Consider the following 17,904-nt stretch of genomic DNA (forward strand, 5'->3'; position numbering starts at 1 on the left):
GATCATTTAAAGGACTCTCGAGGCCTGGTGCCTCGGGGGTCTTTTTTTGCCTATGGGAACAGTTTCTTCCCAAGAGGGGCTATGAAAACGGGGAAATCTCTCAAAACATAGGATTTAAGACGAGGGAAAACAGGAAAAATAAAAATTATGAAATCCTTTACCTACTAGACAAAAAGGGGGGCGGCGAGTATAATATTAGCAAGGAAGGGATGATTCATTTGAAAAAAGTAAAAATCATTGCAAACCCATCCTCTGGAAGAGAACAAGCTTTATATAAAATAAACCAGTTGCTGGCCTATATGAGTCGAGATCCTTGGGATATTCAACTTTTATTTACCCAAGAAAAGGACGATGCCAGCCGCTTTGCTATGCAAGAAGACCAAGAAGATGTCATTGTGTGCATTGGTGGGGATGGCACTCTGAATGAGGTGGCCAATGGGATCTACTACAAGGAAAGGGTGGTTCCCCTGGCTATTTTGCCCACTGGGACGGTGAATGATTTTGGGTCTTTTTTAAATCTCCCTCAAGATGTTGCTGGATTTTACCAACTATTGAAGAGGAACCAGGTCAAGGCAGTGGACCTGGGTCTGGCCAATGACCGGGTCTTTGTCAATGTGGCAGCTGGGGGCTTTTTAACAGAAATTGCCTATACGGTTTCTGATGACCAAAAGGCCAAGCTGGGTCGGATGGCTTATTATCTTGAAGGGGCAAAGGAACTGGTTGGAGGGATTATCCGAAGGGACAGGACCCTGGAGTTGGAGGTTGTCAACAAGCACTTCCATAAAACCTGCCAGGCCCAAATGTTTATTATTGCAAATTCAACCTCTGTCGGCGGCTTTAAAAACCTGGCTCCAACAGCGGAAATCCAAGATGGTTTATTTGATGTCCTGATTTTAGAAAATTTGGACTTTAATGAAATAGTTGAAATACTCACACAGTTTATGACCGGTCGTCATATTCACCATGACCGGATGACTTACTTACAAACAGACGAGATTACCTTGTCTTGCAAGCAAGATGTTATTGTAGACCTGGACGGGGAAAGGTACCAATCTCTCCCCATGACTTTTCGGGTTATCCACAAGGGTCTACATGTGTTAGTCTAAAGGAGGAAAGAATGCCATCCACAATTAAAGATGTTGCAAAAATGGCCGATGTATCTATTTCAACGGTATCCCGGGTTATTAATGATTCAAAACCCGTCAGTCCGGAAGCTAGACGAAGGGTCCTGCACGCCATTGAAGTTTTGGACTACAAGCCCAATGAAGTGGCCAGGAGTCTGGTAACAAAAAAATCGAATTTAATTGGGGTTATTGTCAACGATATTGGCAATAGCTATGTCTCCCAGGTCCTAAGGGGCGTGGAAGAAATTGGCCGGATGTTTAACTATGATATCCTCCTATCTTCCTCCTATGGGGACTTGGAAGTGGAGATGAAGTTCGCCAACCTCTTTAGTCAAAAGCAAGTGGAAGGAATCATCCTGATTTCTGATATTTTAAATGAGCGTTTGATGTTTAAACTGGATGAATTAAAGATTCCCTATGTGGTTATCAACCGTTTCTACACCATTGATGAAGCGGCAACTGTGTCCATTAACAATAAAAATGCCACCTACAAGATGACCCAAAATCTCATTGAGGCCGGCCACGAAAAAATTGGTTATGTAGCCTTGAGAAAGGATATGGACCGGACCAATGAAACCTACAAGATTAAGGGTTACAAGGAAGCCATGCGGCAATGCAACTTAAAGCCCCGGGTGATTTATTCTGAAGGTCTGGACCGGGAAGATGCCCTGGAAGTTATGGAGGACATCTTGGACGACATCAAGGACCACAAGTATACGGCTCTTTTCTGTACTCAAGACATTTTGGCCATCCATTTAATGAATGCTCTTTTCGACCAAGGGATTAAGACGCCGGATGATATCAGCATTTGTGGTTTTGGTGGTACGGTTTTATCTGAAATCGTCCGTCCTGCCCTGACTACGGTCAAGGAGCCCTTCTATGACATTGGGGCTGTGGCCATCCGCAAGCTCTTAAAGAGTATGGAATCCAAGGAAGAATTAACGAGAGATACAATCTTTTTACCTGTAGAAATTTTGAAACGTGAAAGTGTCAAATCCTTATAAAAAGGCAATTATTATTGCAAAGACCTATCTACCGGCCATGGGTTTGGGTTGGGAGTTGACCCAAAGGGGGATTCCGACAGAGGTAACCCAAGAAAAGGTCTCCCAAGTGGAAGGGACCCTGACAATCCTGGAAGTGGATGGATATTTTACTTTTTCCTTAAATGTAACGGATAAAAAACTTTCTATAAATGCGTCAAATAGTGAAGTCATCTCTTTTATCGATGAAATTTTAAAGAAGGTTCCCTTGGAGTTTGATGATTTAACAGACAGGGAAAGACGGTTGGTTCGTGGAATATTACAGGGTTTGACGAACAAGGAAATCGCAGCAAGACTCTATTTAAGTGAAAAAACAGTTCGAAATAATTTAACAGCCCTCTATCGGAAGTTGAAGATCCAAAGACGGGAGGAGCTGACAGTACGGTTTAATGGAAATTTGAAAGATTGAGGGAAGAATGGAAGGAAAAGTACAAGTATATACAGGCAATGGCAAGGGAAAGACAACAGCGGCTCTGGGATTGGCTGTCCGGAGTCTTTGTGCAGGCAGGAAGGTGGTTATTGGCCAATTTGTCAAGGGGATGACCTATAGTGAGTTAAAGCTGCCGGACTATTTTGAAAATTTAAGTCTGGAGCAATTCGGGCGGGACTGTTTTGTCTACCGTAAGCCCACTGATGAAGACTATGAAAAAGCAGCTGACGGCCTGGCCCGGATGAAGGCCTACCTGGAAGATGAAAGTATTGATCTTTTAATTTTTGATGAAATTAATGTAGCTTGTGAATACAAGCTTATAGACCCCAAGGAGGTCGTGGACCTGCTTAAAAAGAGACCCAAGACCATGGAAGTTGTATTAACAGGCCGCTATGCCCCTCAAGAATTTATCGACTTTGCAGACCTGGTAACAGAGATGAAGGAAGTCAAACACTATTACAAGAAGGGGCTTAAGGCAAGGCTAGGTATTGAGTATTAAGGAGTTGGTCTAGTTGAAGAGAATTTTACTGGTATGTTTGTGTATGGTCTTGGCCCTACCGGCGGGGGTTTTTGCCCAAGACGTAACGGGGAGCTTAATCCAACCCGGTGTCTATAATGCCAAAAAGGGCCAGACCTTGAACTATAGTTTTGAAATCAACCTAAAAGAAGGCTATCAAAAACGATTAAAATCCTTTAACCTATCCTTGATGATGGACCCAAACCTGGAAGTCAAATCTGTTAAACCCCGAGATTTAAAGACGGGACAAGCTTGGCGCATTAACCAGTCCAGCCTAAATGGCAAGGATGTGATTAACTTTGCCGTAGATGAAGTCAACCAACTACCCAAGGTCCAAAAAATTGTCTTGGATATTACTGTCTTGGTAAAAAAAGATATCAAGGGGAGTGGAAGTTTAAAAAACACCTATGTCCTCTACTTTGCAGACCGGGAGGGCAAGGAATCTTCCGATCAAAAGGAACTCATCACCACCCCTTCCAAGGAAAAGGGCAAGCTCATTGTGGAAGACCTTTCTTCCAAGGAAAATGTCCTAAGGGGGCAAGGACCCAAGAATACGAAAATCCTCCTCTACCGGGGGGACAAGGTCATTGGCGAGACCTATAGTTCCGCCAAGGGAGACTTTGAAATTGTCATCAACCCCCAAGTGCCGGGAACCCGGCTAAGGGTTCAAGCCCTGGACGAAAACAAGCAAGTCCTGAGTCGGGACCTGGTAGTGGACCAAAAGAGCCAAGGCCAAGATCCAGGCCCTGTCCTGGTGGAAAAGGGTCTGTCCATGGAAAAAAGTCAAAAGCTAAAAGACTTTTTAGACTACAGTAAGTCCCTATCTTTAAAGGGCCAATCCCTTGAAAAAGTGAACCGTTTCAAGGCCTATACGGCCATGGGGGACTATATCTTGGTCAAAAGTTCTGCCAAGGATGAGGAGGCGGACCAGGTCATTGGCCAATTGATTGAGGCCATTAAGGAAATCCAACCAGCCTTTATGAAGGGCAAGTCCCAAAAAACCTTTGCGCCAGATGATAGCATGACCCGGGCCGAAGTGGCCAGCGTCCTCTACCAATTAAAGGGACAAGGGGCCAACCCCTATTTCTCCAACTTTAAGGATGTCAAGCAAGAAGATTGGTATGCAGAAGCCGTGGGCTTTGTAGAAGGGGCCAACCTCATGACAGGCACCGGTAAGAACCGCTTTGAACCCAAAAGGAAAATCACCAAGGGAGAATTTGCTGCCATTATGGCCAAGCTGCTTCCAGAGGAAGAAAGACCCTCCTCCTTTGTCCAAATTCCTAGACAGGGGGATAATTTCAAGGATGTAAAAGAAAATTACTGGGCCTATGATCCCATCTTGACCATCAAAAACCGAGGCATCGTCCAAGGGGACCAAAATGGACTTTTCCATCCCCAAAAGACCATGTCCCGGGCTGAATGTTCTACCATGCTCATCCGGGGGATTTACAGTCCATCTCCCCTAGGCAAACAATATGGGACCAACCCCTATAAGGACTTAAAGGCAAACCACTGGGCCTATAATTCGATTTTACAAGCGACAGGCAATGATATGGGGACCAGTGAAAAATAAAAAAGAGCTTAGGAAACTGATGTGTACCCATAAAACTGGACACAATATTTAATTAATTCGTTGTAGTGGATGCTAACCTATACTTTGTAGGTGGCATCCATTTTGTTTTTGATTGAATTCTTTCGTTATTGTAATAATCTATATACTCCTCTNCACTTACTGTGCTTGCTCATATACTAATAGTATAAGAACAGCTTTAAGCATAGTTCTTAAAAATGAACCTAATCATCTATGATAAAATTATAGATATTAGGGATGAAATGGGATTGTTTTATGTGCTTGCTGGGTTTCCAATTTAGGAATTACTCATTTGGTAGACTCCACCCTCATTCCATTGCCTTTCATCTTTTCGGTTGGTTAGGTTCATTTATTGATTACCTGTATAACTCGTGAGCCTGTTGTGGTTTTGGATTAACAGGGCATCCCAAATTATAGGAGGTATATTATGTCAGAAAAAATTGTTGTAGGAATTGATGTGAGTAAAGCTTTCAGTGATATCTGTATTCTATCACCTAATAATGACATCATCAAAAGACTTAAAATTTCTAATGATATTACTGGTATGAAGTCGCTCATCTATGTACTTGAAAAGGTAGAAGATGAGTACAAAGACAGAGCAGTAATTATCATGGAAGCTACTGCACACTATCATCAAATTTTAGCTAATTTTTTCCGTAAGCATAATTACGAAGTCATTGTAATTAATCCGATTCAAAGTGGAGCATTGAAAAATATCAATATCCGAAAAATTAAATCAGATAAAACAGATGCATATAATATAGCGTTGCTATATCGTATTAAGAATTACAACGAAACAATTACACACTCAGATACCGTTAACAGTATCAAAAAGCTTTGCAGACAGCATAAAGAATTGACGGATGAAATTGTGGAACACATCAACCGATTAATCGCTTTTTTAGATATTTCCTTTCCAGATTTCAAAAAAGTATTTACGGATTTACAAGGTAAAACACCTTTGTCTTTGCTTGAAAAATATCCTACTATACAAGAAGTATTATCTCCTGAAAATAAGCAAGATATTATTCAACTGATAAAAGAAAATTCACATAAAAGCAACTCCTATGCCGAAGTAAAATATGAAAAACTATTGAAAGCTGCTGAAAAATCTATTGAAGTTTGTATAGTAAGCCTTAGTTCGGCAGTACTTATTCAAACAACTGTAAGAGTTATTTTTAGTTTACAGGAAGCTTTGAAAGCAATCGATGATGAAATCAAAAGATTATCTCTTTTAGATGAAAAGTTTCATAAAGAAATAGTGCTTTTACAAAGTATTCCAGGCGTTGGAGAGTATACAGCATGTGTCGTTTTATCAGAGCTTGGAGATATATCTAATTTCTCGAAACCGAAAGAATTAGTTGCCTTCTTTGGCTTGGATCCAGGAGTAACTCAAAGTGGAACATACAATAGGAAAAACAATAAAATCTCTAAAAGAGGATCACCTCATGTTCGCTCAATTCTCCATATGCTGGCAAAATCTAATGTGTATCCAAATCGCAACCGAGAGTATTTAAATCCTGTTATGCGAGCTTATTTTGAAAAGAAAATAGCTGAAAAACCATACAAAGTTGTAATGTGTGCAATTATGCGAAAGATGGTTCAAATTATTTTTGCTGTTCTCAGAAACCAAAAATCATTTGAATTAAGAACACCCGAAGAACATCAAAAACTAATTCGAGAAAAAAGTAAGTTAGTCGCATAAATTATTAAAAGTGTTGCCTCAAAAAATGAAAGTATATGAGGTTTATTTGCTATGCACATTTTTAAGTTCTGTGACTGAAAAATATTTTAACATTTTTTTAAAATAACTATTGACTTTCTTAGTTGGTCTATTAAAGTTATAAGCGTTAAGCGTTTATTAGGTTTTATTAATTATACCGCATTTATTGATACAAATAAACAATATAAGATAAACTTCAAGGAATATTCCAAAAATTACTTTTAAATAGGGATTTTTATAAGTATAATGGAATAGTGTAAATATTAAGGAAATCATATTCTAAGTTCTTTAATTTCGTATTTACTAAATCTGGATGTAATTATTTTTATTTTTGAGGGAGGGATAATCCATTCTACACAGGGAATTTGCAGAGGAAAATTATTTAGAAGCTATATATATTTTATCTTTGGAAAAAGATGAAGTAAGAAACATGGATCTTGCTAATTACTTAGAGTATAAAAGACCCACTATTACAAGAATGCTAAAAAAACTTGAAAATAAAGGGTTGATTATTTATGGTGAAGATAAAATAATACACTTAACAGAGGAGTCAAAAACATTTTGCAAAAAAATGTATACAAGGCATAAATATTTAACGGACGTATTTATAAGACTTGGAATAGATGCAAAAAATGCTGAAGACGAAGCTTGTCTTATAGAGCATGTTATTTCTGATGAAACTTTTGAAAAATTAAAAAAACATTTCGATTATAATTTATAGTAAATAGCATAGATGACTCGCATAATGAGATGTCTATGCTATTTTTATTTTTAAAATTATATTTTTAAAAACATCTCAAAGCTATTGATAAAAGCTATCAAATGGTATATAATAATTTTGAGTTAGCCAATACTAACAGAAAATAAATAAAAAGGTGAATTTATGTCAAAAAACTTTGAAATATTAAATAAAGAAATTAATGAAAATAATATAATAGCAAATCTTTTTATATTCCCGTTTGCAGGTGGTGGAGTGTCTGCATTTAGAAAATGGAAAGATGAATTTGAAGATATAAAATTACTTGTTGCTCAATATCCAGGAAGAGAAAACAGGTTTTCTGAAAAGGCTATAAGTGACATTAACATCCTAGTGGATAGTTTATTTGAAGATATGAAAGAAAATTTTGATTTTAGAAAACCTTATTATTTATTTGGACACAGTATGGGAACAAAAATAGTTTATGAACTTGCATTAAGAATTAAAAATTCGGATTACATAAATCCAAGAGGAATAATAATATCAGGAGGACGAGCACCATTATATAAAGAACCTCATCCAATTTATCATCTTGACGATGACGGATTTATAGAAGGCTTGAGAAGATATGAAGGAACACCAAAAGAAATTCTAGATAATAAGGATTTAATTTCCATTTTCTTACCAACACTGAGGGCAGATTTTGTAATAGATGAAGACTATCAAGACACAAAGTTTGAGAAATTAGAATCACCTATACTAGGTTTTATGGGAGATAAAGATCAAGAAATGACCTTAGATGAACTTACAAAATGGCAAGATTATACAACAAAAGAATTCACTTATAGATATATAGATGGCAAGCATATGTTTGTCAACACATCTCCTGATAGTGTCATTAAAGAGATAAAAGAGTTTATAAAAGTAAATGAAAATTGAAGAATACGAGATAAGAAAAATTAAAGATTTTCTTACTTTAGAAGATTTAAAAGATAAATTAGCTAGTAATAATTTAATACTAATTAAGGCTTATACAGATAAATTATTAGAAGAAAAATTACCTCCTTACTTAACTAAAGAGGAGATAAAAAAATCAAAGGATTATAAATCAGAAATAGCAAAAATTAATTATCTAGTATCAAAGGCAATACTTAATTTAGCCCTAAAAGGTTTACTAGAAAAAGAAATTGATGATTTAACAGTCAAAAGAGATAAAAATAATAAACCCTACGTAGAAAGCACTCTAGGATTAAAGTTTAACATCTCACATACTGAAGGCTTAATTTTGTTAGCTTTTTTTAAAAGAGAAGTAGGGGTAGATATTGAAAAAATAAATTATAAATTTGAGTTTAAAGATATATTAGAAAACTGTTTTACTAGAGATGAAATTATAAATATAAATAACAATATAATAAGTTTCTATAGATATTGGACTGCAAAAGAAGCCTATCTTAAATGTGATGGGATTGGTCTTATAAGAAATTTGAGAGAAATTGAAATAATTTCTTATGGAAATAAAGTTATAGAAATTAGCGATAATAAAAACAATATAATAAGTAGATTACAGCCATTAAATTATGATGGCAAATATGTCGGAGCAATATGCTTGGAGGAAAAATAATGAACATTGAATTAAAAGAAAAATTAGAAAAAATTTATGATGAACAAGTGTGGCCGCATATAACCTTAGGAGAATTTATTGAAGATTGTGCTAAAAAATATGGGGATAAAATTGCCTTAGTAGATGGAGATGTTGAATTTTCATATCAAGAATTAAATAGAAAAGCTTGCCATTATGCCAATGGTTTATTGAAAGCTGGATTTAAAAAGGGAGATAGAATCGTTCTTCAACTTCCTAATTGTCACGAATTTGTTATTATCCTTTTTGCCATGTTTAAGATTGGTTTGATTCCAGTATTATCACTTCCAGCTCATAGGAAAAATGAAATAAAGGGAATATTAGAAAAATCAGGGGCAAAAGCATATATAGCTAAGGATAAATATCTTGGCTTTTCATATGTTGATATGATAAGAGAAGTAAAGGAAGAATTAAATATAGATTTTGAAGTTTATATTCTTGGAGATAATCAAGGATATAAAAATTTTTACAATCTTGATGATAAAGATTATTTATCTCAACAAATAGAGATCAATTATAAAGAGATAGGATTATTACTTTTATCAGGAGGCACAACTGGTATACCCAAATTGATACCAAGGAGACACTGCGATTATATCTATGTAGCGAAAGAAACTGCAAAGAGATGTAAAATGGATCAAGACAGTATTTATCTAGCTTCTCTTCCTATTGCTCACAACTTTCCTTTATGTTGCCCAGGGATATTAGGAACATTTTTTATAGGCGGCAAAGTTGTTTTATGCTCAGTAACAAGCCCAGATGAAATCTTGCCTTTAATTGAAGAAGAAATGGTTACTATAACGGGCTTAGTTCCTGCTATGGCAAATATATGTATAGATTTTATAAAGGTAGATGATTATGACATATCATCATTAAAGGTTCTTCAAGTTGGAGGTTCGGTTTTAGAAGAAAAACTTGCAGAAAAAATAGAAAGAGAATTTGGGTGCAAATTACAACAAATTTTCGGAATAGCTGAAGGTCTGATTATGACAACTTCTTTAGATGATGATAGTAAAACTATATTTACAACTCAAGGTAAACCTATAAGTGAGTTTGATGAATTGTTAATAGTTGATGAAGATGGAGAAGAAGTCAAAGATGAAGATTACGGAGAACTTATAGTTAGAGGCTCTTACACAATTTATGGCTATTATAAGCTCCCAGAAGTAAATAAAAGATGTATAGACAAAGATTTATATTTCAAAACTGGAGATAAGGCAAGGAAACTAAAAGATGGGAATTATCAGGTAGTTGGAAGAATTTCAGAAACAATAAATAGGGCTGGAGAAAAAATCACCCCTTCTGAAATTGAAGATATTTTACTATCCAATGAGAATATAGGAGATGTTCAAGTTGTAGGAGTGCCTGATGAACTTTTGGGAGAAAAAATAGGAGTATTCATATTAAAAGATGAGAAGGACGAACTCTCATTAGAAGATATCAGGACATTTCTAGCAAATAAAAATGTAGCGGAATTTAAATTACCAGATTCTATAAAATATATAGATTCATGGCCGCTAACTGCTTTGGGGAAAATTGATAGAAATAAATTAAAAAGAATAGAGTGAAAGGAGCAGAACATGGAATTTGATGCGAGAAAAGAAATTAAACTAATAATTGAAAAATGGTTAAAAGATACCTTGAAGAAATCAGACATAAAAGAAAATGACAATTTAATAGAAAAAGGCTTAAGTTCCATGCAAGTAATGCAACTTTCAGGAATTCTTAAAAAAGAAGGACTTAGAATATCCTTCGCAAAGCTCATTGAGAAGCCTACACTTAATTCATGGTTTGACCTAGTAGCTAATTCAAAAATTATTAAGAAACATTCAAAAGATAATAAGAAATCAAATGATGGCAAAGATTCATTCAATCTTACAGATGTTCAATATTCTTATTTTATAGGCAGAAGTGATGATCAAACTCTAGGTGGAGTGGGTTGTCATGCCTATATTGAAATAGATGGAAAAGATATAGATTATAAAAGATTGAATGATGCGTGGAATAAACTTCAATATAGACATCCAATGCTCAGAGCAAGATTCACAGAAGATGGAAAGCAAGAAATATTAGATAAACCTTTTAGTGAAGAAATTGAAGTTTTGGATTTATCTAATTTAGATGGTGAAGAAAACAAAATTAGACTAGACGAAATACGAGAAAGTTTATCTCATAGAAAACTTAGAGTAGAAATGGGAGAAGTCGCAGGATTAAAACTTGCAAATCTGTCACAGAATAGAAATAAAATTTTCTTTGATTTAGATTTACTTGTTGCCGATGTCATGAGTATGAGTATTCTTTTGAAAGAATTAGGAGAATTGTATTTAGGAAAAGAATTAGATAATCTAAACAATTATACTTTTAAAGACTATATAAACAATCTTGAAGTAGACTCTGAAACTTATAAAAAAGACCAAGAGTTTTGGAAAGATAAAATAGACTCATTTGAGATAGAAAGACCTAATTTACCATTAAAGAAAGCTCCTGAACAAATTAAAGAAACGAGATTCACTAGAAGAAAACGAGTTATTGAAAAAGATAAATGGAGCAAAATAAAAGAGCTTGCAGCAAGCTATAAATCTACGCCATCAATGGTTTTATTAACTGCGTATGCTTTAATTCTAGAAAGATGGACTAACCAAGATAAGTTTTTTATAAATTTACCATTATTTAATAGAGATCTTTCAAACGAAAACTTGAAAGATATGGTGGCAGACTTTACAAATATCTTATTAGTAGAACATGAAAGAAAAAATGATACTTCTTTCCTAGAAACTTTGAATAGAATAAGCGAAACCTTTATAGACAATGCTAGTCATTCATCTTATAGTGGAGTACAAGTTCAAAGGGATATATCAAAATCACAGGGTACAAGCCTTAATGTAGCACCTGTAGTTTTTGCGTGCAACATAGACTATCCACTAGAAACTGAAATTTCAAGGAAAGCTTTGGGCAAAATTACATATATGGTATCACAAACTCCAGGAATATGGTTAGATTTCCAATCTTATATAAAAGATGGAGATTTAGTATTATGCTGGGATAGTGTAGATGAACTTTTCCCTGAAAAAATGTTAGATGATATGTTGAATTCTTTAGAAAAACAACTTTTAAGGCTAACTAAATATGATGATTGGATTGCAAAAAATGAAATTTCAAATAATTATTTACAATATAGAGAGTATAAAGAGTGTAATTTTAATTATAATAAGCTTCAAAGCATTGATGTACCTTTAGGTGAAAAGTCGAGAGTTGATGCAATAAATCTAACAGTAACACAAAACAAAATAATTGCTATATGGAAAAAGCATCTAGATATGAGAGAAATATCTATTTATGATAATTATTTTAAAATTGGAGGTGATAGCTTAAAAGCTATGGGTATAATCAATGAAATTAAAAGGGTTTTTAAATTAGAAAACCAAATTTCAATGAACTTAATATTTACAAATCTAACAATAGAAAGAATATCGGATAAGATTGATGAAATTCTTGAAGATATAGAAGTTTATTCAATTTAATAAAAGAAAGGATGGATTTAATGAGTATAACAGAATTACTAGATATTTTAAACAATAAAAATATAGTTGTTTGGAAAGAGGGTTGTAACGTAAAGTTTAAAGCACCTAAGGGGAGTTTAACAGATGAATTAAAAGAACAACTTAAGATTAATAAATCAATGCTTTTAGAATATTTGGATAAAGAAAAAAACATATATTTTAAAAGAGATGAAATAAATCGTTATGAGGAATTTGATTTAACAGAAATACAGAGTTCATATTTATTGGGAAGGAATACAGCATTTGAATTGGGTGGTGTGGGTTGCCATGGGTATATGGAAATTGAATATAACGAGCTTTTAGATAAGGACAAAATAGAGATAGCATGGAATAAAGTCATAAAAAAGCATGATATGCTTAGAGCAATCATATATAAGAATGGTAAACAAAAAGTGCAAAAGGATGTACCATTTGTTGAAATTGAAGAGAATTTTTCAATAGATGAAAAAGAATTAGATTTGAGGGAGAAATTAGCTAACAAACAGTATAAAATTGGTGAATGGCCAATGTGTGATATTGCAATAACTAAAATAAATGAAAAAACGTTGCTTCACTTTTCTGTTGATATGATAGTTGCTGACTATATAAGCATGAATATCATATTGAAAGATTTAGAAGATTTTTATTATAACCCCGAAAAAGAAGCGTGTAATTCTAGTAGCTATAGAGATATCGTTATATATGAAAAAGAGAGAAAACAAAATAAAAGTGCTAATAGCCAAGAAGATAAAAAATATTGGGAAAATAAGATAGAAAATATGGGAAACTCACCATTCTTACCGACACTAAAGACTGTAGATATAGAAGATAGCTCTTTTCTTCAAAAAAGTATTTTTTTAAATGAAGACATGTGGAGTAAACTCTGCGATTTGTCAAAAAATATCGGTGTAACTGTGTCGGCTGTGGTTATGTCAGTATTGTCAGAAATAGTATATTACTGGTCAGGTACAAATAAATTTTGCATAAACACCACTTTATTTAAGAGGAGTTCTTTAAATATAAAAGATATTAATGAAATAGTGGGAGATTTTACGGATGTGAATGTATCGGCAATAGATATAGACAGTAAATTAACATTTAAAGATAGAATAATAAATCTGCAAAAGAATTTATGGATGGATATGGAACATAACTCATTTTCTGGAGTTGAAGTTCTAAGAATGCTTAGCAGATTAAAAGGTGAGAATGTTGTAGTGCCATTAGTTTTTACAAGCACAGTTGGTCTGTCAAATGAAAATGACGTATTGTTAAAGCGAAAAGTCAATTATAAAATCAGCCAAACACCTCAAGTTTATATTGATTGTCAGTTAGCAGAAGAAAAGACAGGAGCTAGGATAAATTGGGATATTAGAAAATTTGTGTTTGATCAAGTTGTCATGGATGAAATGTTTGCAGGTTTTGTAAATATAATTAAGGAACTATGTAAAAATCCGTATAAAATCCTAGATTTGAAAAATCCAGTGGAATTACCTGAAAATATTCTGCAAGTTAGACATGATATTAATTCAACACAAAGAAAATTTCCAAAAAGAACTTTAGGAGATGGATTTTTAAAAATGCTAAATAAAAATCCAGAGAAAACAGCTCTAATTTTCAAGGGAAATACTTATTCTTATAGAAAATTAAGCTTATATGTTAGTTCGATAATGGAAGCTTTAAAAAATAATAAAATAAAATCTGGAGATAGAATAGCAGTTAATATTGAAAAAAATGAGTGGCAGATTGCATCTGTACTAGCTATTGTATTAAGCGGCGCTGTATATGTTCCAATAGACGTAGACCAGCCAATTAATAGAAAAAACAAGATTCTAAAAAAGTCAGATGTTAAAGTGGTTCTATCATGTGATGAAGAGCTGAGCAATTCTGAATTTAAAAATATAAATTTACACAATATTTCTTTAAGTGAATTTAATAGCATGAAAGATTTAAATTTAGAAAAATATTACATGGATGATGCTTATATAATCTTTACTTCTGGGACTACTGGTGAACCTAAGGGTGTAAGAATAACGCATGATGCAGTTATGAATACAATAATTGATGTCAATGAAAGATATAGGATAAAAGAAACAGACGTGTTTTTAGGATTAGCAAAATTATCCTTTGATTTATCGGTATATGATATATTTGGGTGTTTTGATATTGGGGGAACATTAGTACTACCAGAATCAGAGAAGACAAATGATTCAAAGTATATTTATGATTTAATGTTGCTTCATAGAGTAACTATTTGGAGCTCTGTGCCAGCTCAAATGCAACTGATAGTTAATTATTTAGAGGCATCTGAAAAAATAAAAAAGAGTGAATATTTAAGACTATGTATGTTGTCGGGAGATTGGATTCCAACAAATTTACCAAGTAGAGTATACAATATTTTTGAAAATGTGAAGCTTGTTAGCATGGGTGGGGCTACAGAAGCATCAATTTGGTCTATCTATTATAATATAGGTAAAAATGAGAAATTTGATATTAGTGTTCCATATGGATACCCTATGTCAAATCAAAAATTTTTCGTTTTAAACAGAGATTTAAATCCTTGCCCCGACTATGTTAAAGGTGGATTGTATATTGGCGGTAAGGGAATATCCAAGGGATACATCGGAGATGAAAAATTAAATAAAGAACAATTTATAAGAACAAGAGATGGAGAAATTATATATAAAACAGGTGATACAGGTTATTATTTAAAAAATGGTTTAATTATTTTTACTGGTAGAGAGTCTGGAGATGGACAAATAAAAATTCATGGATATAGAATAGAATTATCAGAGATAGAGGATGCAATTGTTTCTTATAACAAAGTAGATTCTGCACAAGTTGTATATACAAAAGGGAAATCTTTAGATGGTAAAATAAATGCTGTGGTTACTCCTAAAATTAAAAGTTATATATCTAATGATTTTTATTTGGGTTGCGATGAAATTGAGTTTTTAAAAGAGTTAGAATCAAGTGTTTTAGAGAATATGAATCTTGATTTATTAATAAAATGGGGAAATTGTGCTGACAAGGTATCATTGAAATCTATTTTAGGAACATTTCAACATTTTGGAATTTTTACTGACCAAAAAAGCAAATATAATATTCAAGAGATTAAAAAAATAATAAAAGTACCTGAAAAGTTAGAAAAGTTATTAAAGAGATGGCTAAATGTATTGGTTAAAGAAAAAATATTACAATTAGATGAGGAACAATACCAATATTTAGGTGAAGAGAATGGAGAAACACTTGAACAATTATGGAATGATTTTTATAAAGTAGAAAATGAATTTAATTACAGTAAGGATTTTTTAGCTTATCTGAAAAGATCTAATGATTCTTTACCTGAACTAATAACAGGAATCGAAGATCCGCTAAATTTACTTTTTCCAAAAGGGGATTTAAAACCTGCTTTGGCATCATATCACGACAATAAAATAAATAGAATCAATAATGGTTTTATAGCTAATGAAATACATTATTTATATAATGAAAAAATAAAAAATAGCGATAAACCATTTAGGATTTTAGAAGTTGGAGCAGGAGTAGGTGGAACAACTATTGATGTGATTACTAAATTGAAAGATTCAAAAGTTGAATATTATTTCACTGATGTTTCTGAATTCTTTTTTAACAATGCAAAAAACATTTTTCATGAATATGATTGGATAAAATACAAAATATTTGATATAAATGAAGATTTTTATAAGCAGGGTCTAGATGCGTTCTCATTTGATTTAATACTATGTGCAAATGTATTACACAATTCTAGAAATATAGATTTCGTTATAAAAAACTTAAAAAATCTATTAGTAGATTCTGGGACATTGATTATATTAGAGGAAACAAAAATGAGTTATATGTTATTAACATCAATGGAATTCAAGGATGGATTGATAGGATTTGAAGATGAAAGAAAAGAAAGTGAACAAACATTTTTCTCAAAAAAGCAATGGGAAGATATTATAGATAGAAATGATGGCAACATATCTTATGCATTTCCAAGTAGTCAGTTACTAGAAGTATCAGGACAAAGTGTTTTTGTAACGAGATTTAAAAATGAATATTATAACATTGACAAAACAGAATTATTTGAGCATTTAAATGATTCTTTGCCAAACTATATGATTCCATCTGATATAAAAATATTACAAAGTTTACCCAAAACAAGCAATGGGAAAATTAACAAAGAGGAAATATCAAGTTTATTCAAAGTAGAAGATTATGATATTAGTATTGATAAATCTCAAATGACAGAGATAGAAAAAAAGATTGAACATATATGGTGTAAAGAGCTAAATAAGTCTTTTATTGGATTAGATGAAAACTTTTATAGTGTAGGAGGAGACTCTCTTTTAATAGCACAAATTATAAGTGAAATTTTGGAAAAAGTAGAAGAAGCAAAAGATTGGGACTGGAGTTCTTTGCTTACTGAAATGATGCAAACGCCGACAATCAGAGAAATTTCCAAAAAAATTCAAAACAGGTTTGATAAGATTGATAAAAAGATTGATAAGTCTTTATCAGTATTAAAAAAATCCAATTTAGATAATGATAAGAAAACTGCTAAAGTTTTATTTCACGCAGGGACAGGCACATTATCTGCATATACAGAATTATTAGATTATATTATAAAAGATAGTAATGATGTCGAAGATGTATTGGGCTTTTCTTTTGGAGATGAGGCAGAATATGTTTCTATGAAAACTGAGGATACATTTAAAAATCTTGGAGAAAAATATGGAGAGGTATTATGTAAACTCGGTTATTCCAAGTATATCCTTATTGGACATTGCGTTGGTGGATTGATAGCTATTGAGACTGCGAATTATATAACCAATAAAAACATGAATGTATCAGATGTAACTTTATTGAGTACGACTATTCCAAGAGAACAAAACAGAACAGTTTTCCATTGTTTATCAAGAAATAAATATGATATAGCACTAAGGACGAGTTTAGAAAATGAATTACTGCTAGAAAGAACATTTTCTAGGCTAATAAATGCTGATATTTTTAAAGCTGGTCATACTGTAAGTGATGAAAGACTCGATGATTGTATAAAATATATGGTAAAAAATCTAGATGGTGACTTGAAAATAGAGTCATTTGAGAGGCTTGTTGGAGAGTATGAGGATATAGGACTTGAGTTTAAAAGACTTTCTTCAATTCCAATTTCTGAAAGACTAAATAATCTTTATAATTCAATAAATAGAGATAAGTTAAATTTATTAGATAATGAAATAAGAATGTTAAATACACTATTTAACATCTTTTCTCAAAATTTTGGATGTGTATCAACTTATAAACCCCCAAAATATAGCGGGAATGTAAGGGTTTTCTCTTGTGAAGAAACAGAAAAAAGTTTTTATGGAGAATTTTTTGGAGAAGATAAAGAAACTTGGGAGAAGTATTTAGCTGGGAATATATTGTACAGCAGTATATCAGGACAACATTTTGATTGTTTAACTGGAGAAAATCTAAAACAAAATAGCATGAAGATATTAAAATTCATTAATGAATAGGGAATATTCAAGATGATAAAATTATTTAATGATTCAAGCTAAAAATTGAAGTCATATTGGTTTTTATTTACTAAAAGAGAGG

Annotated in this window: 12 protein-coding genes and 1 pseudogene; 12 read left to right on the top strand and 1 reads right to left on the bottom strand. The window is 32.9% G+C overall.

Annotation, left to right across the window (positions count from 1 at the left end; all coding sequences use genetic code 11):
• Window positions 1–209: 209 nt before the first annotated feature.
• Genes CS898_RS00095 through CS898_RS00115 form a run of 5 tightly spaced genes read left to right on the top strand, consistent with a single transcriptional unit; the run spans window position 210 to window position 4,684 of the window.
• Complete coding sequence (locus tag CS898_RS00095) at window positions 210–1,106, top strand: diacylglycerol/lipid kinase family protein (protein ID WP_099207679.1); 897 nt, start codon at window positions 210–212, stop codon at window positions 1,104–1,106.
• A gap of 11 nt (window positions 1,107–1,117) precedes the next feature.
• Complete coding sequence (locus CS898_RS00100; RefSeq protein ID WP_099207680.1) at window positions 1,118–2,128, top strand: LacI family DNA-binding transcriptional regulator; 1,011 nt, start codon at window positions 1,118–1,120, stop codon at window positions 2,126–2,128.
• Window positions 2,106–2,573, top strand: coding sequence for a LuxR C-terminal-related transcriptional regulator (locus tag CS898_RS00105; RefSeq protein WP_099207681.1), 468 nt, complete (start codon window positions 2,106–2,108; stop codon window positions 2,571–2,573). Before CS898_RS00100 ends, CS898_RS00105 begins: the two co-directional genes overlap by 23 nt.
• A gap of 7 nt (window positions 2,574–2,580) precedes the next feature.
• Window positions 2,581–3,093, top strand: a complete 513-nt coding sequence (locus tag CS898_RS00110; RefSeq protein WP_009430913.1) for a cob(I)yrinic acid a,c-diamide adenosyltransferase — start codon at window positions 2,581–2,583, stop codon at window positions 3,091–3,093.
• A gap of 13 nt (window positions 3,094–3,106) precedes the next feature.
• Complete coding sequence (locus tag CS898_RS00115) at window positions 3,107–4,684, top strand: S-layer homology domain-containing protein (protein ID WP_099207682.1); 1,578 nt, start codon at window positions 3,107–3,109, stop codon at window positions 4,682–4,684.
• A gap of 52 nt (window positions 4,685–4,736) precedes the next feature.
• Here the strand turns inward: CS898_RS00115 and CS898_RS10140 are convergent.
• Window positions 4,737–4,832: pseudogene (locus tag CS898_RS10140) on the bottom strand (IS3 family transposase); the annotation flags it as partial.
• A gap of 297 nt (window positions 4,833–5,129) precedes the next feature.
• On the opposite strand from CS898_RS10140, the gene CS898_RS00125 reads away from it, so the two are divergent.
• From CS898_RS00125 to CS898_RS00155, 7 genes are all read left to right on the top strand, one after another.
• Window positions 5,130–6,407, top strand: a complete 1,278-nt coding sequence (locus CS898_RS00125) for an IS110 family RNA-guided transposase (RefSeq protein WP_099207683.1) — start codon at window positions 5,130–5,132, stop codon at window positions 6,405–6,407.
• 367 nt (window positions 6,408–6,774) lie between these two features.
• Window positions 6,775–7,146 carry a metal-dependent transcriptional regulator gene (locus tag CS898_RS00130; protein ID WP_075574293.1) on the top strand — a complete coding sequence of 124 codons (372 nt, stop codon included), beginning with the start codon at window positions 6,775–6,777 and terminating at the stop codon, window positions 7,144–7,146.
• Between the two features lie 162 nt (window positions 7,147–7,308).
• Window positions 7,309–8,061 carry a thioesterase II family protein gene (locus CS898_RS00135; protein WP_017645388.1) on the top strand — a complete coding sequence of 251 codons (753 nt, stop codon included), beginning with the start codon at window positions 7,309–7,311 and terminating at the stop codon, window positions 8,059–8,061.
• Window positions 8,051–8,743: a 4'-phosphopantetheinyl transferase family protein gene (locus tag CS898_RS00140; RefSeq protein ID WP_017645389.1), complete on the top strand. Its 693-nt coding sequence runs from the start codon at window positions 8,051–8,053 to the stop codon at window positions 8,741–8,743. Before CS898_RS00135 ends, CS898_RS00140 begins: the two co-directional genes overlap by 11 nt.
• Window positions 8,743–10,329 (top strand): (2,3-dihydroxybenzoyl)adenylate synthase, encoded by a 1,587-nt coding sequence (locus tag CS898_RS00145; RefSeq protein WP_099207684.1) that lies wholly within the window; start codon window positions 8,743–8,745, stop codon window positions 10,327–10,329. The genes CS898_RS00140 and CS898_RS00145 overlap by 1 nt, the downstream gene beginning before the upstream one ends.
• Window positions 10,330–10,341: 12 nt before the next feature.
• Window positions 10,342–12,282: a condensation domain-containing protein gene (locus CS898_RS00150; RefSeq protein ID WP_099207685.1), complete on the top strand. Its 1,941-nt coding sequence runs from the start codon at window positions 10,342–10,344 to the stop codon at window positions 12,280–12,282.
• Between the two features lie 20 nt (window positions 12,283–12,302).
• On the top strand, window positions 12,303–17,822 hold the full coding sequence (locus tag CS898_RS00155) for a non-ribosomal peptide synthetase (protein WP_099207686.1): 5,520 nt from the start codon (window positions 12,303–12,305) through the stop codon (window positions 17,820–17,822).
• Window positions 17,823–17,904 lie beyond the last annotated feature (82 nt).

It is taken from the genome of Urinicoccus timonensis (genome assembly GCF_900232945.1).
Taxonomy (GTDB): Bacteria; Bacillota; Clostridia; order Tissierellales; family Peptoniphilaceae; genus Urinicoccus; species Urinicoccus timonensis.